The organism is Streptosporangium sp. NPDC049376, from assembly GCF_044466505.1.
Taxonomy (GTDB): domain Bacteria; phylum Actinomycetota; class Actinomycetes; order Streptosporangiales; family Streptosporangiaceae; genus Streptosporangium.
The window spans coordinates 155,771-175,428 of record NZ_JBITMT010000003.1 but is presented as its reverse complement, the minus strand read 5'-3'; the positions used below and the strand labels follow the sequence as shown (position 1 = coordinate 175,428).

Annotated in this window: 18 protein-coding genes; 5 read left to right on the top strand and 13 right to left on the bottom strand. The window is 69.6% G+C overall.

The genetic code is table 11. The features are described from left to right. Nucleotides 1-30: 30 nt before the first annotated feature. The 10 genes from ACIBVQ_RS10515 to ACIBVQ_RS10470 are packed head-to-tail and all read right to left on the bottom strand — an operon-like array spanning nucleotide 31 to nucleotide 10,399. On the bottom strand, nucleotides 31-984 hold the full coding sequence (locus ACIBVQ_RS10515) for a diiron oxygenase (RefSeq protein ID WP_352011057.1): 954 nt from the start codon (nucleotides 982-984) through the stop codon (nucleotides 31-33). Continuing rightward, nucleotides 981-1,256 carry a PqqD family protein gene (locus ACIBVQ_RS10510; protein ID WP_352011058.1) on the bottom strand — a complete coding sequence of 92 codons (276 nt, stop codon included), beginning with the start codon at nucleotides 1,254-1,256 and terminating at the stop codon, nucleotides 981-983. The genes ACIBVQ_RS10515 and ACIBVQ_RS10510 overlap by 4 nt, the downstream gene beginning before the upstream one ends. Continuing rightward, the gene (locus ACIBVQ_RS10505; protein WP_362777832.1) at nucleotides 1,256-2,035 is read right to left on the bottom strand and encodes a hypothetical protein; all 780 of its coding nucleotides are present in this window, start codon (nucleotides 2,033-2,035) and stop codon (nucleotides 1,256-1,258) included. The genes ACIBVQ_RS10510 and ACIBVQ_RS10505 overlap by 1 nt, the downstream gene beginning before the upstream one ends. Next, nucleotides 2,025-4,208, bottom strand: coding sequence for an asparagine synthase (glutamine-hydrolyzing) (asnB, locus tag ACIBVQ_RS10500; protein WP_399176888.1), 2,184 nt, complete (start codon nucleotides 4,206-4,208; stop codon nucleotides 2,025-2,027). Before asnB ends, ACIBVQ_RS10505 begins: the two co-directional genes overlap by 11 nt. Before the next feature lie 31 nt (nucleotides 4,209-4,239). Then, nucleotides 4,240-4,383: a hypothetical protein gene (locus ACIBVQ_RS10495; protein ID WP_362912389.1), complete on the bottom strand. Its 144-nt coding sequence runs from the start codon at nucleotides 4,381-4,383 to the stop codon at nucleotides 4,240-4,242. Nucleotides 4,384-4,437: 54 nt separating this feature from the next. Then, the gene (locus ACIBVQ_RS10490; protein WP_399176886.1) at nucleotides 4,438-6,204 is read right to left on the bottom strand and encodes an alpha/beta hydrolase family protein; all 1,767 of its coding nucleotides are present in this window, start codon (nucleotides 6,202-6,204) and stop codon (nucleotides 4,438-4,440) included. Further along, nucleotides 6,201-6,725 (bottom strand): DinB family protein, encoded by a 525-nt coding sequence (locus ACIBVQ_RS10485; protein ID WP_352011063.1) that lies wholly within the window; start codon nucleotides 6,723-6,725, stop codon nucleotides 6,201-6,203. The genes ACIBVQ_RS10490 and ACIBVQ_RS10485 overlap by 4 nt, the downstream gene beginning before the upstream one ends. Before the next feature lie 25 nt (nucleotides 6,726-6,750). Further along, complete coding sequence (locus tag ACIBVQ_RS10480) at nucleotides 6,751-7,779, bottom strand: winged helix-turn-helix domain-containing protein (protein ID WP_352011064.1); 1,029 nt, start codon at nucleotides 7,777-7,779, stop codon at nucleotides 6,751-6,753. Then, the gene (locus ACIBVQ_RS10475) at nucleotides 7,779-8,960 is read right to left on the bottom strand and encodes an adenylosuccinate synthetase (RefSeq protein ID WP_399176883.1); all 1,182 of its coding nucleotides are present in this window, start codon (nucleotides 8,958-8,960) and stop codon (nucleotides 7,779-7,781) included. Before ACIBVQ_RS10475 ends, ACIBVQ_RS10480 begins: the two co-directional genes overlap by 1 nt. An 11-nt stretch (nucleotides 8,961-8,971) precedes the next feature. Continuing rightward, on the bottom strand, nucleotides 8,972-10,399 hold the full coding sequence (locus tag ACIBVQ_RS10470; protein WP_352011066.1) for a radical SAM protein: 1,428 nt from the start codon (nucleotides 10,397-10,399) through the stop codon (nucleotides 8,972-8,974). A 327-nt stretch (nucleotides 10,400-10,726) separates the two neighbouring features. Here ACIBVQ_RS10470 and guaA point away from each other — a divergent pair, with 327 nt between their 5' ends. The 3 genes from guaA to tmk all read left to right on the top strand — a co-directional run bounded on the left by guaA (nucleotide 10,727) and on the right by tmk (nucleotide 14,015). After that, on the top strand, nucleotides 10,727-12,316 hold the full coding sequence (gene guaA, locus ACIBVQ_RS10465) for a glutamine-hydrolyzing GMP synthase (protein ID WP_352011067.1): 1,590 nt from the start codon (nucleotides 10,727-10,729) through the stop codon (nucleotides 12,314-12,316). A gap of 154 nt (nucleotides 12,317-12,470) precedes the next feature. Continuing rightward, nucleotides 12,471-13,253 carry an SDR family oxidoreductase gene (locus ACIBVQ_RS10460; RefSeq protein ID WP_362912381.1) on the top strand — a complete coding sequence of 261 codons (783 nt, stop codon included), beginning with the start codon at nucleotides 12,471-12,473 and terminating at the stop codon, nucleotides 13,251-13,253. 114 nt (nucleotides 13,254-13,367) lie between these two features. Further along, nucleotides 13,368-14,015, top strand: a complete 648-nt coding sequence (gene tmk / locus ACIBVQ_RS10455) for a dTMP kinase (protein WP_362777816.1) — start codon at nucleotides 13,368-13,370, stop codon at nucleotides 14,013-14,015. 31 nt (nucleotides 14,016-14,046) lie between these two features. Here the strand turns inward: tmk and ACIBVQ_RS10450 are convergent, their stop codons facing one another. Genes ACIBVQ_RS10450 through ACIBVQ_RS10440 form a run of 3 tightly spaced genes read right to left on the bottom strand, consistent with a single transcriptional unit; the run spans nucleotide 14,047 to nucleotide 15,826 of the window. After that, entirely contained in the window at nucleotides 14,047-14,478 is a 432-nt protein-coding gene (locus tag ACIBVQ_RS10450) for a DNA-binding response regulator (protein ID WP_399176880.1), read from the bottom strand. A gap of 50 nt (nucleotides 14,479-14,528) precedes the next feature. Then, nucleotides 14,529-15,032 carry a dihydrofolate reductase gene (locus ACIBVQ_RS10445; protein WP_362912379.1) on the bottom strand — a complete coding sequence of 168 codons (504 nt, stop codon included), beginning with the start codon at nucleotides 15,030-15,032 and terminating at the stop codon, nucleotides 14,529-14,531. Next, entirely contained in the window at nucleotides 15,029-15,826 is a 798-nt protein-coding gene (locus tag ACIBVQ_RS10440; RefSeq protein ID WP_362912377.1) for a thymidylate synthase, read from the bottom strand. The genes ACIBVQ_RS10445 and ACIBVQ_RS10440 overlap by 4 nt, the downstream gene beginning before the upstream one ends. Before the next feature lie 1,426 nt (nucleotides 15,827-17,252). On the opposite strand from ACIBVQ_RS10440, the gene ACIBVQ_RS10435 reads away from it, so the two are divergent. Together ACIBVQ_RS10435 and ACIBVQ_RS10430 are read left to right on the top strand one after the other, a co-directional pair. Continuing rightward, entirely contained in the window at nucleotides 17,253-18,239 is a 987-nt protein-coding gene (locus ACIBVQ_RS10435; protein ID WP_399176878.1) for an agmatine deiminase family protein, read from the top strand. A gap of 905 nt (nucleotides 18,240-19,144) precedes the next feature. Continuing rightward, complete coding sequence (locus ACIBVQ_RS10430) at nucleotides 19,145-19,429, top strand: hypothetical protein (RefSeq protein ID WP_362912371.1); 285 nt, start codon at nucleotides 19,145-19,147, stop codon at nucleotides 19,427-19,429. Nucleotides 19,430-19,658: the final 229 nt, after the last annotated feature.

The window sequence follows — 19,658 nt, the reverse complement described above, 5'->3', positions numbered from 1 at the left end:
TCGGATCGAAGGGGAAAAAGAGGCGCGCTCTCACCCGTCCCGGACGTTGTTCAGGAGCCCGGCCGAGACGAACGCCTCCATGGTCGCGCCGTCGTCGAGCGCTCCCGCCTCCTCGAAATACCGTACGACGGTCCGCGCCCTCGACGCGGTGTCCCGGGCCGTCCATTCCACCGAGAGCGACTCGGCCGCGACGGTCCTGGCCTCCTCGCGCGACAGCCCCGCCGACCGGGCGACGACGGCCGCCGCCTCACGGTCCGGCTCGACGAACGCCGCGACGATCGCGGGCAGCAGAGGGCCGACGCAGGCGCGCTCCCCGGCGCTCAGCGCGGGCCAGAGCCGCTGGAGCAGGTCACGGAAGTAGGCGTGGTGCCTGCCCTCGTCCTCGGCGTGGTCGCGCACCAGGTCGCGTACGGCCCCCGGCAGCCGCCGGTCCCTGGGGATGTCGGTCAGGACGGTCGAGATGAGCGTCTCGCTGACGACCGCGAACAGCAGCCGTTCCAGCCCCCGAACCCGGGGGTCGAGGCGCCTGCGGACGGCGTCGAGGCGCCGCAGGAAGGCCGGGGTGCCCGCGTCGGCCCACTCGACCCCTGAGCGCGCCTCGACCTGCCTGATCAGGTCGTAGGAGAGCTGGGCGTGCCAGGCCTCGTCCGTCACGATCTTGTAGGCGTCGGCGCGCATCCGCTCCGGGAGGTCCAGCCCGGAGCGCCCCCTGGCGATCCTGGCCGCGACGGGGATGATCGCGAGCTGTTCCAGCTCGACCGTGAAGTGCAGGTAGTGGTAGAGGTGCTGGGCGAGGGCGTCGTGGACCGCCCGCTCCCCCCGCTCGGCGACCAGCGGATGGCGCAGCACGGGGACGAGCTCCGGGGGGAAGTACAGCGCGTCCGGCGCCGGGGGGTCCATGACGGGCTGCGGCTTGACCCTGACGGCCGCCCGTTCGTCCCAGCGCTCGAAACGGCTGCCGTAGTCCTCCGGCGTGTCTCTCATCTCAACCGCACGAGCCCGCCGTCGGCAAGCGCCGTCATGGTCTCCGCCGTGTCCAGCAGCGCGGTCTCGGCGTCGACCGCGTACTCCCCGGCCAGCAGCAGGGCCAGTTCGCGCAGCGACCTGCGGCCGTCCACGCGCCTCCACAGGAAGCCCGCCGTCTCGGAGAGCTCGAAGACGCTCTCGCCCCAGGCGACGGTGATCGTGCCACCGACGTTGCGCACCCGGACGTCGAGCCTGGGCACCGGTACGGCCTCGGGGGACAACTGTTCCATCAGATCACGACCTCCATGGAGATCCGGCGGCACGCCAGTACGACGTCCTCGACCCACGCGGCCGGGTTCGCCGGGTCGTACCCCCGCATGGTCTCGATCGTCCAGTACTCCTCGAAGGGCATGATGGTCTGCTCGACCTGGCGGAACCGGCGTGCCCGCCACTTGGCGCTGTGGCCGAACTCCCCGCACGAGACGTGCAGGGCGTTGACCGCGTAGCCGAAGGCGAGCTTGGCCGAGAGCACGGCGCTCTCCACGTCTCCCGCCTTGAGCTGGCCGACGGCGTCCTCGACGAAGAGGTCCGACAGGTTGAGCGCGCGGCTGACCAGAATCGAGCGGATCGCCGAGGACTCCAGCTGTGTCCTGCGCCCGGCCAGCCACGACTCCCCCGTGACGGACACGGCGCTGCCGAGTCGTTCGAGGAAGTCCATCTCGTGGGAGGTGAGCAGGTCGGCCACGCTGTGGTTGGTGTCGAACTCCTCCCAGGACACCTTGGCGAACATCTGGTCGACCTGGGAGTCGGTCCAGTACTCGATGTCCCACCTGACGCCGTCCACGTGGACGACCTCGACGGGGACGTGGTCGGGGGTCAGCGCGACCGGGGCGAGAGCCGTGCTCGGGGCGGTTCTCTGGGCGGTGGACACGACGTAGACGTCGAGGTCGCTGCCCGAGTTGCCCCAGCCCCGGACCAGGGATCCGGCCAGGTAGACGGCCTGGTGGTCCTCGGGCAGCAGCCCGCGCGCGGCCAGTTCCGCCAGGTGTCCGCTCGGGTCAACCCGCATGGCCCGTCCCCTCCTCGATCAGGTGCAACATCCCGTGTTCGACGGCCTCGGCGACCTGCCGTGCCACCTGGTCCCCCGGCCGCCCGGTCAGTTCGGCGATCTCCGCGACCGAGCGGGCGCCGTCGACGGAGCGCAGCAGGTCCAGCCAGTCGTCGTCCTTCTCCAGCACGTACCGGACGGCGCCGTCCACGGCGACGTACCAGGTCCCCTCGGCCGTGGTGTCCGCGAGCAGGAGGAAGCCGTCCTCCTGCGCGGGCACCGACCCCGGCTCGACGGAGGGCGCGCAGCCGAGGATCTCCTCCGTCCGCGCCTCGTTCTCACCGCCCAAGGCGACGGGGACCGGGCCGGCGGACATGTCCACGACGGGCGGGGGAAGATCGCCGACCATCTGGGACAGCAGCCCCAGGTTCACCAGCCTCAGCAGGATCTCCACCTGGGCCAGGTCGTCCCGTTCCGTCAGCGACCCCAGCAGTCCCCGTACGGCGGAGCCGTCCAGCGCGCCGGAGGCGCCCGGTGCGGCCAGGGCCTCCTCAACGAGCGCCGCCCCGTCCCCGCGCAGCATCCGCAGGAAGACCCGGTGGGTGTGGCGCTGCCCCTCGCCGTAGAAGAAGGGGACCTTCTCCCGGGCGGCGATCCGGTCCGGCAGCACGCCCCGCATGCTCTCCCGCAGGATCGTCTTGTCCCACAGCAGCCGTTTCCTGTGGCTCGGCGGGATGGACAGGACCAGTTCGACCAGGCGGTGGTCGAGGAACGGCACCCGCGCCTCGATGCCGCTGCCCGCGGCCGTACGGTCCTCGTGCCAGCAGTTGTACTGCTGGATCTTGCTGTACTCGGCGGCCAGGTAGGCCCGGTAGGGGTCCTCACGTACGGCGAGCAGCTCCCTGGACAGCAGCGGCACGTCGGTCCGCGTCCACCAGGGCGCCAGGCCGGGACGGGTCCGCAGGGCGCCGGAGCACGCCATGGAGTCGAGGGTCGCGACGAAGGCGTCCCAGCCGCCTCCCCCGCTGTAGTCCACCGAGTAGCCGCCGTTGAACTCGTCGCTGGCGGCCCCCAGGAGCATGCCCCGCAGCTCCGGCCTGGCCTGTTTGGCGTAGCGGTGCAGTTCGTGCTTGTAGTACTGCTCGGGCCCGCACTGCGGGTGCTCCATCAGCCACAGCAGCCGTTTCCACTCGTCCGGGGAGGGGATCCGGTCGGCCTCGAAGCACACCTGGTGGTTGGGCAGGCCGAGCTTCCCGGCGAGCCAGGAGGCGTGCTCGGCGTCGCCGTTGCGCAGAGTGCTCGCCGACAGCACGGTGAAGGTGTGCAGCCGTCCCGCGTACGGCGTGGCCAGGGCGGTGACGGCCGCCGAGTCGACGCCGCCGCTGAGGAAGACCCCGAGTTCGGCGTCGGCGGTCGCGCACTCGGCCACGGACTCGGCCAGCAGTTCGCCGTAGCGGCGGACGAACTCCTCCTCAGAGGCGTCCGCATCGGCCGTCGGCAGGGACCAGTACGTGTGCTCGCGGGTCGTCCCGTCGGCCAGGTCGATCTGCACGATCCGGCCCGCGGGGACGCACTCGATCCCGGTGAACCAGGTGGAGGGGACCTCCGCCCGGTGCGGGTACGGCGCGGCGCTGAGCATGGGGTGGGTGAGCGCCTGCTCCCAGTCCAGGGAGCGTGGCGTGGCCGGGTCGGCGAACAGCGCCTTGATCTCCGAGGCGAACACCACGCGCCGGCCGTCACGGTGGTAGTAGAGCGGTTTGATGCCGAACCGGTCGCGAGCCAGGACGAGCCGTCCCCGGCGACGGTCCCACAGCACGATGGCGAACATGCCGCGTACCTCGTCGAGGAAGGCGTCGCCCCGCTCGCGGTACAGGTGCAGGAGGACCTCGCAGTCGGAGCCCCCCTTGAGCCGGGTGCCCGCGGGAAGCCTCGCGGCCAGCTCACGGTGGTTGTAGACCTCGCCGTTGGCGATCAGGACGAGGTCGCCGTCCTCCGTCGAGAGGGGCTGGCCGCCGCTCTCCGGATCGACCAGGGAGAGCCTGGTGAAGGCGAGGCCGACCGGTCCCTGCCGCAGCAGTTCCCGGTCGTCGGGGCCTCGATGGGCGATGATCCGCGCCATCCGTTCCAGGAGCGCGTCCGTCGTGGCGTCCGTGTGGCCGCCGTCGATACGGGCCAGACCGGCCAGACCGCACATGTGCACCTCAGGGGTTGGGGGGAGTCCTTGCTCAGGCGACCACGCGCAGCACCGTGTTGTAGGCGACCTGCTTGGCCTGCGACTTGACGTAGGGCTTCAGGGGCTTGGAGGACTCGGCCGAGCCCTCCTCCTGGGGCTCCTCGGGCATGGGCTGCGGTCTGACGTACGGCTTCATGGGTTCTCCCGGGTTCAGGGGTTCCTGGACGGACGGCTGATCGCCATCGTGACCCTAGGTGGCGTCCGCGGGCCCGACAAGGAATTCGGTTCCAGCCGAATGCCCCCACTGACCGGCCAACTTCTCCAGGGCCTCCATGAGGTTGCGGTAGCGGTTCAGCGCCTGCCTGAGGGTGGCGGGGCGGTGGCCGACGCCGGGCTCGACGACGAGTTCCCAGGGCAGGCCGCGTTCGGCCGCCAGCCGTGCGAGGTCCCGGACGTCCCCGAGGCTGGAGATCGGGTCCCGGTCGCCCTGGATGAGGAAGACGGGACCGCCTCCCGGGCAGGCGAGCCGTACCGGGTCCAGGGGGGCGACGGCTCCCTCGGCGGTCAGGTCCCCGAACCTGCGGGTGAACCAGGCCCGGCAGCGGGGGTCCTCCTCGACCATCCTGCGCACGTGGCGCACCAGGTCGACCAGGGGTGAGCAGGCGACCACGCCGGCCGTACCGGGCAGGATGGCGTTGCCGAGCAGCGCGAGGCCGCCGCCGAAGCTGGCGCCGAGCAGGATCGTCCGGTCACGGGGCACACCCTTGCGCTCGGCGAACGTCAGACAGGCCGTCAGATCCTCCCGCAGGGTCTCCTCCCAGGCGCGCCACGCGCGTCTGGTGTGGGCCGCCCCGTAGCCCGACGATCCGGCGTAGTTCACCGCGAGGACGGCGATCCCGCGTTCCAGGAGTCTCCGGTAGAGCCCGTCGAAGCGGAGCTCGTCCCGTTCGACGATCTCCGGCCCGCCGTGCAGGGAGATCACCACGCCGGTCGGCCTGCCTCCCGGCAGGTGGACGTGGATGGGGGTGGCGCCCTGCCAGCGGTGGCTGGAGACGGCGCCGCCGCCGAGCGGCGGGACGCCTCCCGGCGCGGTGCGCGTTGTCCCGTCCGGTGCCAGCCAGGCCCACACGCCGCCGTTCACGACGGAGGTCAGGCGCAGCCCGACACCCCCGGCGTGGGCGGAGCAGACCCGGATCCGGCCCGGCGGCAGCGGTACGGCCCGCCGGGCGCCGCTCGCCCGGTCGACGACGACCAGGCTGTCGGCGCCCTCGGAGGTGACGACCACGGCGATCGTGTCCGTGCCCGATCCCAGGAAACGCGCGTCGACCAGGTCTCCCTCGATCCGGAGTTCGTCGGTGACGACGTCCGTGCCCGGCCGCCACGTCACCGGCCTGCCGTCGCGTTCGACGAGCGCCAGGCCGTCGCGGACGTCGAGCCAGCGTCCCTCGACCCGTCTCTCCACGGGGTCGTCAAGGTCCGGATCCAGGGGCCACACGTGGAGCACCGGCCGGTCGGGGGCGTCGTGGAGCTGGGTCACGGCCAGGTTCAGGCCGCCGTCCACGTGGACCGGCGACTCGCCGGGCCACCGGTTCGGGTGGATCCGCCCGGTCCCGCCGGGGAAGGCCTCAAGGATCGCCTGGGCGCCCGTGTCCGTCTCCACGACCAGCGCGACGCCCCGTGTCCCGCCGACCGGCCGTCCCGGCAGGGCGTCGAACGGCGCCCACCCCCGCGCGGCGGCACCCGTCAGGGGGGCCTCCCAGGTGACCGGGTCACCGCGCAGGGGCCGCTGGACGACCCGCAGGGTCGTGCCGTCCCGGTGGACGGACAGGAAGGCGGCCTCGTCCCCGGCGAAGATCGTGACGTCGGCCTCGTCGTCGATCCGGTGCACCGTACCGTCGGGGCCGGTGAGCAGCACGCCCTTCTCGTCCTGGTCGGCCAGCACCGGGCCGCCCGACCAGTCGAGCATCTCGACGTGCCCTTCGGTGAAGACGGTCTCCACCTCGTGGAGCCCGCTCACCACCGGGTGTTGCCCTTCCAGTTCCCGGCGAGCCCGTCGATCTGCTCCCGCAGCACGTCGGCGTGGCCGGTGTGCCGGGCGGTGTCCTCGATGAGGTGGGCCAGCACCCAGCGCATGGTCGGCGTGGCCGGGGCGGTCGGGCGCAGCGTCCGCACGCCGGGTGCGTCCAGGGACGCGCAGCCGTCGATGACGGCGTCCGAACGGGCGGCGGCGGCGCGGTAGGCCGCGATCACCTCCTCGGCCGTCTCCCCTGGCCTTACCTCCTGGTCGCACAGTTCGGAGGGGAGGTCGACGCCCGCGTACGCCCAGCTCACCCAGCCGAGCTCCATGACCGTCAGGTGTTTGAGCAGCGCGAGCAGGCTCTTGCCCGAGGGAACGAGTTCCCTGGCGGCCTGTTCGTCGTCGACGCCCGCCGACTTGGCGATCACGGACTCCCGCAGGTAGCGCAGGAAGGCGTGCAGCGTGGTCTTCTCGTCGGCGGTGAGGGACGGCGTCATCAACGGCGTCGTCGTCGGTGGCATGCGGTGGTCCTTCCTGGAACAGGCGTCAGGCGGCCGGGTGCACGGTCTCGTTGTCGAGATACTCCAGCAGCGCCCGACCTGACCGGTTCAGCTCATACATCACACGTACACCGATTCGATGCCGTTGCACCACACCGGCGGCGACCAGAGCCGTCAGGTGTTCCGAGACCGTGCTCGCCGCCAGGCCGAGGGTCGTCGCCAGCACCGAGGTGGTGGTGGGAACCGCCAGCGCCCTGACGATGGCGGCCCTGCCGCGTCCTACCAGGATCGCCAGCCGGTCACCGCGTTCCGGCTCCGCGTCCTGCCTGACCGCCCCCGACGCCCGTCCACCGGCCAGTACGGCCGAGCCGCGCGCCTGGTAGGCGATCGCCACCTCCTCCTGCGAGCCGGTGGCGCACAACGGCGTGCCGCGGGCGAAGAGCAGCGGGACCAGCACCAGCCTGCTCGCGCCCCGGATGTCGCGCCGGGACGCCGAGGAGTCGTTGAGGCTCAGCGTCGGCCGGTCCCAGCGCAGCCGCCCGCCGAGCCTGCCGAGTACGGCCCCGCCGCCCGCGGTGGCCAGCACCCTGGCCTGGAGCAGCACCTCCTGGTCCAGGACGGGCCGCATGGCCGACCAGTACGGCGCGACCGTGGCCGCCCAGTAGTCCTGGAGCAGGTCCGCATACCAGTCGAGCGCCTCCCGGGGCTCCCTGGCGAACCGGGCGAACGGCTCCGGCGTCCCCGACGGGTGGCGGCGGGCCAGTTCCTCCCTGACCGTCTCCTCGGGTACGGCGCGCAGCGCGGCGAGTTCCTCGTCGATCCCGGCCGCCCCCGGCGGCGGGGCCGGGGTGAGGAAGGCGGGCAGCGGGAGTCCGACCCCGGCGAACCACGCCAGGGCCTCACCCCCGCGTCCCCTGGCGAGTGCCTGCCTGGCGTTCCTGGCCCACACGGTGTACGGCCACGGGCAGGCGTCCCGCCTGCTGAGCAGCGACAGGCTCGCGACCGTCTCCCACAGTGGGCTGATCCCGATCCGCAGGTTGCCGAGTACGGCGTCGCCCACGTCGACCTCGATCATCAGTTCACGACCAGGGCCTGGTCGGGCGACCTCCACAGGTCTTCCTCGTCACCGCGCCACCACCAGTCGTCCAGCCCCGCCCCGCGGCCCGCCGCGACCACCGGGGTGGCGCAGTGCCGCTCGACCTCCGCGAGGTAGGCCGCGATGGGCGGCGCCTCGGCGCCCCCGGACGCGGCGGCGACGTCCCCGGCGCTCCAGCCGGGGAGCATCCGTACCGCGGGGGCCCTGTCCTGGTCGTAGAGCCCGATCGCCGGGAAGCCCGCGAGCACGTCGAACTTGGTCATCACGATCCCGTCCGCCTGGTTGAGGCGGCAGGCGCTGCGCAACCAGCCGATGTCGAGCCAGCCGGTGTCCCGCATCAGGTCGGTCGCGCGGTCGAGTTCCTCGCCGCGTTCCTGCAGTTCGGCGTTGAGCTCGCCGTACAGCCGTGAGGGCAGTTCACCGCCGCCGACCTTGGTGACGTAGGCGGGGGTCACCAGCAGGACGCTCGCGATGTCCCTGGGGCCGACCCCCAGGCCGGTGAGGACCGCCCCGACCGTGGTGTTGCTTGAGGTCACGTAGGGGTAGTCGCCGTGGTCGAGGTCCAGCCTGCTGCCCTGGGCGCCCTCGGCGACCACCCGCGCGCCGTGGTCGAGCCGGTCGCGCAGGTAGGCGACCTCGTCGACACAGCAGTGGCCGATCAGGTCGGCGAACTCCTCGGCGACCGGCCGCAGGTCGGCGGGCAGGCGGTCCCCGCCGGTCAGCAGGTCCTTGACCCGCAGTCCCGTGCGCGCCGCCTTGTCGCGGTAGGCCTGGCCGACGCCCATCCGGGTGCTGCCCACGCCGCTTCCGGCGCTGTCGGCCTCCCGGTGGTCGGCGGTGATGACGTGGGCCCGCAGGGAGACGCGCAGGCGGTCCGTCACGTCGGGGAAGGCGGCGCGCAGCGTCGCCACCTCGTTCAGCAGCATCCTGGGCTCGATGACGCAGCCGCCGCCGACGACGCCGACGGCCCCGCTCAGGATCCCGCTGGGCACCATCCGCAGCACCCACGGTTCGGTACGGCCCGGCGCGAGCACCGAGTGTGCGGCGTTCGGCCCGCCCTGGAAGCGGGCGCACACGTGGGCGTCCCGGCTGAGGGCCGCCGCGATCTTTCCCTTGCCCTCGTCTCCCCAGTGGGCTCCGAGGACGGCGAGTACCGGCATCTCGTCCCCTCTCAGACCGCGGCCGACAGGCCGGAGATGAACGAGGGGTTGCCGAGCAGGCGGGTGGCCCGGGAGTTCTGGTTGTGCAGCTCCCGGTAGAACTCCTCGTCGAGGCGCACGACCTCCGGGGAGTAGAACATCCAGGAGATGATGTCGCGGTACTTGAAGCCGGTCCTGGTGAGCTGCACCCGGTCCCCGGGCAGGCGGGTCAGCAGGCCGAGTTCCTCGGCGGCGAGCAGGACGGGCTCGAACAGGTGGGCGTGCTCGCGGTAGCCGTACCTGTCGAGGTCGTGCAGGTTCAGGTCGAACAGGTCCAGGGCCAGCCGCTTACGGATCCGCTCGACGTCGTCGTAGACGAACCCGGCCCGGGGGGCGAGGCTGCCGGTGTTGGCGCCCTTGATGTAGTCGCCGACCTCGGCGAGCGTGGGGTTGGCGCTGCCGCCGACGATGTAGTCGACCGTGTTGGTGTAGGTCCGCGCCCCGGCGCCCAGGCCGAGCACGGGGACGCCGTGGAACTGCAGGACCTTCTGGACGTAGCCCCCGCGTCCCGGCTTCTTGTACCGGACGTTGGACTCCTGGACGTATCCCGCCGACAGCAGTTTCTCCTGCGCGTAGTCGTAGCGGTCGTACAGGGCGCCGTTGCGCATGTACCGGTACCTGCCGGTCTTGGAGAACCAGGCGTCCGGGCGGATCGTCAGGAAGTAGGTGCTGATCGTCTCGGGGGCCAGGGAGACCAGTTCGTCGACCGACTCGCGCCAGGACTGGTCGTCCTGTCCGGCGAATCCCATGATCAGGTCGGTGCTGAGGTTGGCGAGGTCCGTCGTCTTGACGATCTCGATCGCCTTGCGGACCGTGCGCTCGTTGGCCTGGCCGCGTCCCGCCTCACGGATCTCCTGCGGCCGCAGGGACTGGATGCCCATGTTGACCCTGGTCAGGCCGCGTGCGATCAGGTGGCGCAGGGTGTCGGGCCGGTCGACGATGGAGTCGGGCGTCGCCTCGACCGCGACCTCCTCGGTGGTGCTGCGCCAGTTGGGGTAGACCTCGGTCAGCGTGTCGAAGATCTGGTCGAAGTTGCGGCGGTGCAGCAGGCTCGGCGTTCCCCCGCCGATGTAGACCGTCCGTAATCGCCGGTCCCGGATCACCGAGGCGTGCCTGCGGATGTCCGCGCACAGCGCCTCGGTGTAGGCGTCGTACACGTCCGCGTCCTCGGAGATGACGGTGTACAGGTTGCAGAACCCGCATTTGTACCTGCAGAAGGGAACGTGCAGGTAGAGGTTGAGTTCGCGCGTCGGCGAATGGCTCAGGTCCTCTTCCCAGATGGCCTCGACGGCCCGTCCCGGATCCAGCGGGCGGTAGGAGGAACGCACCGGATAGCAGTAGACGAAGGGAGGGATGGCCCCGCCGTCGATGGACCGCTGGAGTTCAGATTTGGTGGACATCTGTGCTCACTCCCAGCTGCAGAGTTATGGGCGGGAGACACGCTTTTTCAGGCGGCCAAAGCACCCATTAGCCCACAAACGGGCTTACAAGTGAGCCTCATCATACGTATGACTTTGGTAGTGTCAAGGACCTATAGTTAAGAAGGTTTACCGTTCACGAGGGCCGGATCCGCTGGCTCTCCAATCAGTCACGAGGCCTTGACCTGCATAAATGTGAAGGGCCTCACGCGGGGCTTGTTTCCAGGCCTCGTCCTCATACTTAATACGTATGATCTGAGTACTTGTGGAACCCGCGTGGGACCACCGAGACCGCCCGAATGGATTCGCATGTCACGCTCCGACGTGAGCCCCACCTTCAACCGCCCCTCCGTCGAGCAGGCTGAGCTGGTCGTGCTCGACTACGGCTCGCAGTACAGCCTCCTGATAGCCCGCCGAATCCGTGAACTGGGCGTGTACTGCGAACTGATGCCCGCGACCGCCGACGTCTCGGAGATCGCCGCGCGCAAACCGCGCGGGATCGTGCTGTCCGGCGGCCCGCACAGCGTCTACGACGACGGCGCCGCCGGACTGCCCGAAGGACTGCTCGACCTGGGGATCCCCGTCCTCGGCATCTGCTACGGAGCCCAGCTGCTCGCCCACTCCCTCGGCGGCAGGGTGGCCTCCGCCCCCAGCCGGGAGTTCGGCCGCGCCGAGGTGCTCCTCGAAGGCGACTCCCCCCTGCTCACCGGCGTCGAGTCGAACTCCGTCGCGTGGATGAGCCACACCGACCACATCGTCGAGGTGCCGCCCGGCTTCGAGGTGTTCGCGCGCAGCGGCGACGGCCTGATCGCCGTCATCGGCGACGGCGCCCTGTTCTGGGGCGTGCAGTTCCACCCCGAGGTCGCGCACACCGCCTTCGGCCGCGACCTGCTGCGCAACTTCGCCCTCGACCTGTGCGGCTGCGCGGGCGACTGGTCGGCCACGTCGTTCATCGAGAACACCGTCGACTGGCTGCGCACCCGGATCGGCGACCGGCGCGTCATCTGCGCGCTGTCGGGCGGAGTCGACTCCGGCGTCGCCGCCGCCCTGGTCTCCCGGGCCGTCGGCTCCCAGCTGACCTGCGTGTTCGTCGACAACGGGCTGCTGCGCCTCGGCGAGGCCGAGCAGTGCATGGACGTGTTCTCCCGCCACCTGAACATGCGCGTCGTCAAGGTGGACGCCAGCGAGAAGTTCCTCAGCGCCCTCGACGGCGTGGTCGACCCCGAGGAGAAGCGCCGCCGGATCGGCCGCAGCTTCATGGAGGTCTTCGAGGAGGTCGCCCCCACCCTCGGCGACGCCGACTTCTTCGCCCAGGGCACCACCTACCCGGACGTCATCGAGAGCGCCGGCGACTCCAAGCGCCACTCCTCGGCCGCGGCGAAGATCAAGACGCACCACAACGTGGGCGGGCTGCCCGACACCATGCGCCTGGAACTCCTGGACCCGCTGTCGTTCCTGTTCAAGGACGAGGTGCGCCAGGTGGGCCGCAGCCTCGGCCTGCCCGAGGAGATCGTCGACCGCCACCCCTTCCCCGGCCCCGGCCTCGCCGTACGGATGACCGGCGCGGTGACCCGGGAGCGGCTGGAACGGCTGCGCCGGGCCGACCACATCTTCATCTCGGAGCTGCGCGCGGCCGGTCTCTACCGGCACACCGCGCAGGCGCTGGCCGTCCTCACCTCCGAGCGGACCGTCGGCGTGCTCGGCGACGCCCGGACCTACGAGGACGTCCTGGCCCTGCGCGCCGTGGACACCGAAGACTGGATGACGGCCGACTGGTCGCGTTTCTCCCACGACTTCCTGGCGACGGTGAGCAACCGCATCGTCAACGAGGTGCCGGGCATCAGCCGCGTGGTGTACGACATCACCAGCAAGCCCCCGGCGACCGTGGAGTGGGAGTGACGACCTCCCGGGAACGTCAGACGCCCCGCGAGACTCCGGGCTCCTGGGGTGGCGCACTTCCCGGTGCCTCGGGCGGTGAACTCCCCCGCGCCTCGGGCGGCGCGCTCCCCGGCCCCTCGGGCGGCGAACTTCCCGGTGCCTTGGGAGGCAGGCGGTGACGGCTCCCCGTCGCGTGTGCGTGACCGGTGCCGCCAGCGGCATCGGTCACGCCGCCGCCGAGATCTTCCTCAAACGCGGCGACCAGGTCACCCTGGTCGACCGCGACGAGACCGCCCTCGCCCAGGCCGCCGAACGGCTGGCCGCCGAACACGGCGCCGACCGGGTCCGGCCGTACGCGGTGGACGTCTCCGTGGCCGAGCAGGTCGAGGACCTCTTCGCCGGGATCGCGGACGCCGGGGGGCTGGACACCCTGGTCCTGGCGGCGGGCGTCACCAGCGACGGGTTCGTCTCCGACATGTCGGAACACGACTGGTCCTACATCCTGGGCGTCAACCTCACCGGCCCCTTCCTGTGCCTGAAGCGGGCGGCGCCGCTGCTGCGGCTCTCCTCCGGCGGCTCGGTCGTCGCGGTCGGCTCGGTCTCGGCCCACGTGATCGGCGCCGGTGGCGGGTGCGCCGCCTACGAGGCGTCCAAGGCGGGCCTGGTGCAGCTGGTACGCGCCTTCGCCGTGGAGAACGCCCCGTACGGCGTGCGGGCGAACATCGTGAGCCCGGGACGGACGGCCACCCGGCTCGGCGAGAACACCCGGAGACTCGCCGAGACCGTCTACACCTCCGCCGACGGTCCCCGGCGGGAGCGTCACTCCTTCGGGGCGCCGCTACGCTTCGAGGGACGCCCCGAGGAGATCGCCGGTGCCATCCACTTCCTCGCCGGTGACGACGCCCGGTTCGTCACCGGCACCGAGTTGCTGGTGGACGGCGGCTACACCGCCATCTGACCCGGCCCGGGGCCGGAGCACCGTCCGGCCCCGAGAGGAACCGGCTTGCCCCGGGGCCGCCCCATCAGCTGTACCGTCATCTGCCCAAGAGAGGACTCTGAGAGGAGCCCGGACATGGCCCTTCCCCTTTACGACCACGACCTCCCCGGCACGTTCATCGCCTTCTGCGGCATGGACGGCAGTGGGAAGACCAGCCTCATCGAGGGGCTCTCCAAGCGGCTGGCCTCGGGTGGTGTGGAACCGGTCGTGACCATGCAGCCGTCCAGGTATGCCCGGGAGTCCCCGCTGTTCACCCGCTACATCTACCACCCGGAGGAGCGGCACCAGGTCGACTACCGCGCCCTGATCTGCCTGCTGACCAGCGACCGGCTGCAGAACCTCCACGAGGTGGTGCTGCCCGCCCTCCGCGAGGGGCGCACGGTCATCACCGACAGGTACGTCTTCACGGCGCTGGCGCAGATGAGGGCACGCGGCTTCGCCAACGAGGAGTGGTTCTTCGAGATCTGCAAGCACGTGCCCAGGCCGGACCTGACGCTGCTGTGCGACCCGGGTTTCCAGGTCTCGCAGGGCCGGGTCGGACGCCGTACCGACTGGCGTGACTCCTACATCGAGGCCGACCACGACCAGCAGCTCTACATGAACTACCAGATCGTCGCCGACGAGGAGGGATTGGTCCGCTTCGACACGAACCTCCCGGTCGAGGAGAGCCTGGACCTCCTGTACGGCATCGTCAACGACCGCCTCCCCAACCTCCTGGGCTGACGTCCTCTTCGGTTCGCCGCCGGGGGGCGGGTCACTTTCTCCGTGCGGCGCCGACCAGCCCGGACTCGTAGGCGACGATGACAAGCTGGGCTCTGTCACGGGCTCTCAGCTTGGCGAGCAGGCTGCCGATGTGCGTCTTGACGGTTGCCAGACTGATATGGAGATGGTCGGATATCTCGGTGTTCGACAGGCCGCGCGCGACATGGAAGAGCACTTCGCGCTCCCTGTCCGTGACACCGGCGAGTAGGCGGCCATGGCCTCGCGTGCTCACCGGCCCGGGGCTTCGCACGAACTCCGCGATCAACCTGCGGGTCACGGCCGGCGAGGTCAGGGACTCCCCTCGCGCGACCACACGGACGGCGGAAAGAAGGTCAGCGGGCGGGGTGTCCTTGAGGACGAACCCACTGGCTCCGGTGTGCGGTGCCCCGTGGACGGCCCGTATCAGGGCGGCTACGGTGCCCAACCCTCACATGGCGCAGGATGGGGCAGCCCACCGGGGTCGTGAGTCAACTGTCACCGGGTGTACCTGCGGATGCGGTAGCGCAGTCCGGACACGGAAGACCGCCAGCCTTTATCCTCGGAGACTCTCCACGTCGGGCCCGGTGCCGGCGCATAGGTGTCGCCGTCCACTGTCCAGTCGACCTCAGTCACCGAGAGCATTGTTGCGTACTCCAGGGCGGCCCGGTAAATCTCCCCGCCTCCGATCACCCATGCTGTTGCAGGGGCAGCTCGCTCCAACGGCTGGGCTGCAAGCTCCAGAGCCTCGGCGACAGACTCAGCGCGTTCGGCACCACTGGCCACCCACTGCGGATCACGAGTCACCACGATGTTGCGCCTGCCGGACAGCGGGCGGAAGCGTGGAGGCAGCGAATCCCACGTCTTGCGCCCCATCACCACGGGATGGCCGAGGGTGGTTGCCTTGAAATGTGCCATGTCCTCAGGCAGGCTCCACGGAATCGCATTGTCCGCACCGATCACGCCATCAAGGGTCTGCGCCCAGATCAGCCCGACGTTCACACCGCGACCGAGGCTTTGATGGCCGGGTGGTGCTGGTAGTCGAGCACCTCCACATCGGCGTAGGCGTAGTCGAAAAGCGAGTTGGCCCGGCGCAGACGCAACCCGGGAAACTCGAACGGGGTGCGCGAGAGCTGCTCGGTCACCTGCTCGACGTGATTGTCGTAGATATGGCAGTCGCCGCCGGTCCAGATGAAGTCGCCGACCTTGAGGCCGGCCTGCTGAGCCACCATGTGCGTGAGCAGGGCATAGCTGGCGATGTTGAACGGGACGCCGAGGAACAGATCCGCGCTGCGCTGGTACAGCTGGCAGGAGAGCCTGCCGTCGGCGACGTAAAACTGGAAGAAGGCGTGGCAGGGCGCGAGAGCCATCTTGTCGAGCTCGGCGACGTTCCAGGCGGAGACGATCATCCGGCGGCAGTCCGGGTCCCGGCTCAGAGTGTCGAGAACCTCGCTGACCTGGTCGATGTGCCTGCCATCCGGGGCGGGCCAGGATCGCCACTGCGCGCCGTAAACCGGACCGAGTTCGCCGTTCACGTCAGCCCATTCGTCCCAGATGGTGACGCCGTGCTCCTGTAGCCAGCCGACGTTCGAGTCGCCACGCAGGAACCACAGCAGCTCGTACACAATGGACCTGATATGCACCTTTTTGGTGGTGACCAGCGGGAACCCCTGTGAGAGGTCGTAGCGTAGTTGATGCCCGAAGACACTTCGGGTGCCGGTACCCGTCCGGTCGGCTTTGGCCGTCCCGGAGGTGTGTACCAGCCGCAAAAGGTCTTCGTACTGAGTGTCCGCCACGGCGGCCGAGTCTACTGGCCGCCGGCAGGCACGCACTCGACGGCCATGTCTCCCCGTACACCGTGGTGTCGGCGTGAGGCCCAGCGTCGGTGGCGGGCTACGGAGTCGCGTTCAGCGACATGCCGGGCGACGGCGTCGATGCCGGGGCGTGCGTACCGCTCCGGAGAACTGCCAGTGGATCCACTCCGTCGCCCCTCTTGGCGGTGGTCTTCCCACGTTTGTCCTGCGGGTGGAGGTCCTCCACGTTCAGGTAGAGCACCTCATTGGCGCGGGCGGCGGACTCATAAACGTCTTCTCCCGCAGCGCGATGTCGAGACGCCGCAGGGCGGCAATCTGGTTCTCCGCGAGGGCTTTGGTGCGGTCCGGCGGGGCCCGCCGCCGCTCGATGCCGATCGTCGGATCGCAGACGATCCAGCCCTGGCGCTGCCACCAGCCGATCGCCTTGCGGTGATGGACAGTTCCCGGTTGACGGTGCCGGCGTTCATCTCGTCTGCTCGCGCCGCCGACGACTTGACCGGCACCTCCGGCAGCGCAGGGTCGTCGATGGCGGCGACGGGGGAGACGGGCGGCAGTAAATCCGGCATTTACTGCGGCAGCACCCTGACGAGCCATCAGGCCACTCAGCCGACCTCGAAACGGAACCATCGCTACCACCAGCCTTCACGGCGAGCGCAGCCCCGAGCGTTACCCAGCGCTACACGTCCATTCGCCGGGGCTGTACGAGAACAGGGCCGAATCGGGGCGCTCGGGTGCCGCGCTGGTTGTTCTGTCTCATTTGATCTTTGTCGGCGGCCTGGTCGCCGAGCTGGACGAACGTAATCGGGGGTGAGATCGCGTCGCCGGACTCGTCTCACTTCTCGTTGCCGTTGAGACGCGGATGCGCGAGAGCGTCTCGCCTTGGGTTGCCGGTGAAGTCGATTCCCAAACGAGTCCGCCGGTGCCCTGAGCCAGCTGGCTCTTCCATCCCGCTGACGACCGCTCAAGATACTGCTCCGCCCCGGCACGGCCGGTTGTCAGGAGCCAGGCAGCCGGACCGACGGCAACCGACACGCCCTGACTGTCCCGGCTCAGTCGAACCGGCGCCGACTCAGTAGAAGTGGCGCAGAAGGCGTAGACCAGATAGAAGTTCGCCAGCCGGGTAGGTACGTTCCACCTTCATGTTCACGGGCGACTCCAGCCAGCCCCCAGCCCTCGTCTCCCATGACAGAAGCTTCGATCTTGATGTGGGTACGGCGACCGCGGCAATTTCAGTCAGGGGGCTGTTGTGCGGATATCGCGACGTCAGGCACTGCAAGCCGTGATTCTGGCGGCCGTCGGAGACGCGCTGGGCGCCTGCGGTCCGTCCTCGACGGAAAAGGGGGCGGGGTCGACGCCTGCCACGGCACAGAACATTCCGGCCGCAACAGGCACGAAGGGTGGATGGCTGATGCCCGAGGAGACGCATCCGCACGAGCAGACGTTCATGTCATGGCCGACCGAGCTGATCTGGGGGGCCGACATCGCCGGGGTGCGCGACGATATCGCCGGCGTCGCCCGCGTGATCGCCGGCTTCGAGCCGGTCGTGCTGCTGGCCGGCCCCCGGGACGTCAAGGCGGCGCAGCATGCCTGCGGCTCCCAGGTCGAGGTGGTCTCGATCCCGGTCGACGATCTGTGGATGCGCGACATCGGCCCCACCTTCGTGCTGGACGGCAAGAAGCTCGCCGGGGTCGACTTCCACTTCAACGGCTGGGGCGGCAAGCAGGAACACGGTCGTGACTCCGGCGTCGCCCGCGAGATCCTGGCCATGGAGAAGGTCGCCCGGATCGCCGCGCCCATCGTCGGCGAGGGTGGTTCGATCGAGGTCGACGGCGTCGGCACGCTCATGGCCACCGAGAGCTCGTTGATCAACAACAACCGCAACCCGGGCAAGACCAAGGCCGACATCGAGGCCGCCTTGACCCGGACCGTCGGCGCGACCACGTTCATCTGGGTGAAGGGCGTCAAGGGCAAGGACGTCACCGACTACCACATCGACGCGCTGGCCCGCTTCTCCGAGCCCGGAGTCGTTGTGGTCAGTACCCCGCCCGAGGACGCCCCGCAGGACGTCTGGACCGCCGCCTACGACCAGGCGCACGCGGTACTGAGATCAGCCGTCGACGCCCGCGGCAAGCGGCTGGAACTGGTCGAACTGCCCGAACCCGAGGACGTCGGTCGGCGTGGCGAGGGCTTCCTGGCCACCTACGTCAACTACTACGTGGTCAACGGCGGCGTCGTCCTGCCCCGTTTCGGCGACAAGAAGGCCGACAGGGACGCGGTCTCCATCATCCGCGACCTCTACCCTGGCCGCGAGGTCGTTCAGGTGGGCGTCGACACTCTGGGCGAGGGCGGCGGCGGCATCCACTGCGCCACCCAGCAGATGCCCAAGAGGACATGAACTGCAATGCTCTGGTGGCCACGGCCGGTATGGTCGCGGTGGCGGTGATCGGCCGGGTGTCCGGCTCCGGATCGACGAGAAGACCAGCAGACTGCTTGAGGAATACCTCCTTCGAGGGGTCCCGGTGGCAACGAAGAAATTTTCGACGAAGTGCTGTCTGAGCTGTGCTAACGAGGGTTTCGTAGAATTCAGGGTTTTGGCTGTGGATGGCTATGCCCGGCGCAGGGGCAGACTTCCCCGCGTCACCTCCGCTGCTCTGGACCTGGTCAGGCGGTGTCCCGGGAACCGGACAGAATCGAGATTCTGTTCGATATTTGTGCCGTGTTGACCTGGGAAAAGACATCCGACATCGAACACCACCCCAAACACTGTCCGGTTCAAGATGATTTTCGGGACGTTCATGCAGCTGGTGGACGCGTAACGGCACCCGTCCGATCGCCCGACCGGGAGGTACGTCACTGCCCGCTGTCTTTGTCGAGCATTCCCAGAGCTGAGCAGAGAGAGACGGAAAGGGTCATCCATACGACGAACGCCCCACCACCGTAGAGCAGTGCGCGTGGAATGCTTCCGTCCGCTGCCCAGGACAGCACACTCGCGATGTCCGCAACCAGCAGAGACAGGGTGGTTGCCAAAGCGACGAGCAAGATCCGTACCGAAAGTCCGGGGCGCACGGCCCACATCCCTTCTGTGAAGGGGTGGCCGTTCCAAGACACGCGTCTCAGCTAGACCACCAAAAACGGTGGTTGGCTGAGACGGTGTTGCCGCGAGGTGGGCGCGATCTGTGAAAGCTCGTGCCCCCTCGGGACGACGCCCTCGATCAGTCCTTCAAGAGCAGGAAACTTCGACGGATCACACCAGAGGCCCTTACCCTCATTAGCGTCCTGGGCCGTTTCAGCTGTATGGTCATGGCGCTCGTGGGCCTGGGACTTGGGACACTTCTGAGGTCCACCGGAGCCGCGTTCGTCTCGATCTTCGCGCTGCTGTTCGTCGTTCCCCCGTTGACCTCGTTCCTGCCCGCTCCCTGGCACGAATGGATCGGCTCGCTCACGCTGCCGATGGCGTCCAACCTTCTGTCCGGACGGATAACGGGTGACTGGTTCCCGCCCATGGCGGCGACGCTCGTGCTGCTCGGCTACATCGTGGTCTCGCTTGCCGCCGCGGGAGCCGCTCTGTCGCGCAGAGACCCGTAGAGGCCCGTGGAAACTCGCGAGACGAGGTCACGGCCGGTTCGGAACCGGCCGTGACCTCGACCTCAATGGCGAGCTGTGATCAGTCGCGCTCTTCGTATCGCCGGGATATCGCAAGTTGTGGCGGAGCGGCTGTCTCTTCGCCGGCCCAAGCACCTCTCTGACGCCCCGGTCCGCGGTCTCATCGGCTGCGTCCCCACGCCCCGAGCCCTTGAGAAAGAGGGCTCAGACC

What these genes read in the sequence shown, in the direction of transcription:
- ACIBVQ_RS10515 (WP_352011057.1), bottom strand. Translation starts at nt 984, where the DNA reads ATGAGAGACACGCCGGAGGACTACGGCAGCCGTTTCGAGCGCTGGGAC.
- ACIBVQ_RS10510 (WP_352011058.1), bottom strand. Translation starts at nt 1,256, where the DNA reads ATGGAACAGTTGTCCCCCGAGGCCGTACCGGTGCCCAGGCTCGACGTC.
- ACIBVQ_RS10505 (WP_362777832.1), bottom strand. Translation starts at nt 2,035, where the DNA reads ATGCGGGTTGACCCGAGCGGACACCTGGCGGAACTGGCCGCGCGCGGG.
- asnB (WP_399176888.1), bottom strand. Translation starts at nt 4,208, where the DNA reads ATGTGCGGTCTGGCCGGTCTGGCCCGTATCGACGGCGGCCACACGGAC.
- ACIBVQ_RS10495 (WP_362912389.1), bottom strand. Translation starts at nt 4,383, where the DNA reads ATGAAGCCGTACGTCAGACCGCAGCCCATGCCCGAGGAGCCCCAGGAG.
- ACIBVQ_RS10485 (WP_352011063.1), bottom strand. Translation starts at nt 6,725, where the DNA reads ATGCCACCGACGACGACGCCGTTGATGACGCCGTCCCTCACCGCCGAC.
- ACIBVQ_RS10480 (WP_352011064.1), bottom strand. Translation starts at nt 7,779, where the DNA reads ATGATCGAGGTCGACGTGGGCGACGCCGTACTCGGCAACCTGCGGATC.
- ACIBVQ_RS10475 (WP_399176883.1), bottom strand. Translation starts at nt 8,960, where the DNA reads ATGCCGGTACTCGCCGTCCTCGGAGCCCACTGGGGAGACGAGGGCAAG.
- ACIBVQ_RS10470 (WP_352011066.1), bottom strand. Translation starts at nt 10,399, where the DNA reads ATGTCCACCAAATCTGAACTCCAGCGGTCCATCGACGGCGGGGCCATC.
- guaA (WP_352011067.1), top strand. Translation starts at nt 10,727, where the DNA reads ATGTCACGCTCCGACGTGAGCCCCACCTTCAACCGCCCCTCCGTCGAG.
- tmk (WP_362777816.1), top strand. Translation starts at nt 13,368, where the DNA reads ATGGCCCTTCCCCTTTACGACCACGACCTCCCCGGCACGTTCATCGCC.
- ACIBVQ_RS10435 (WP_399176878.1), top strand. Translation starts at nt 17,253, where the DNA reads ATGCCCGAGGAGACGCATCCGCACGAGCAGACGTTCATGTCATGGCCG.
- ACIBVQ_RS10430 (WP_362912371.1), top strand. Translation starts at nt 19,145, where the DNA reads ATGGCGCTCGTGGGCCTGGGACTTGGGACACTTCTGAGGTCCACCGGA.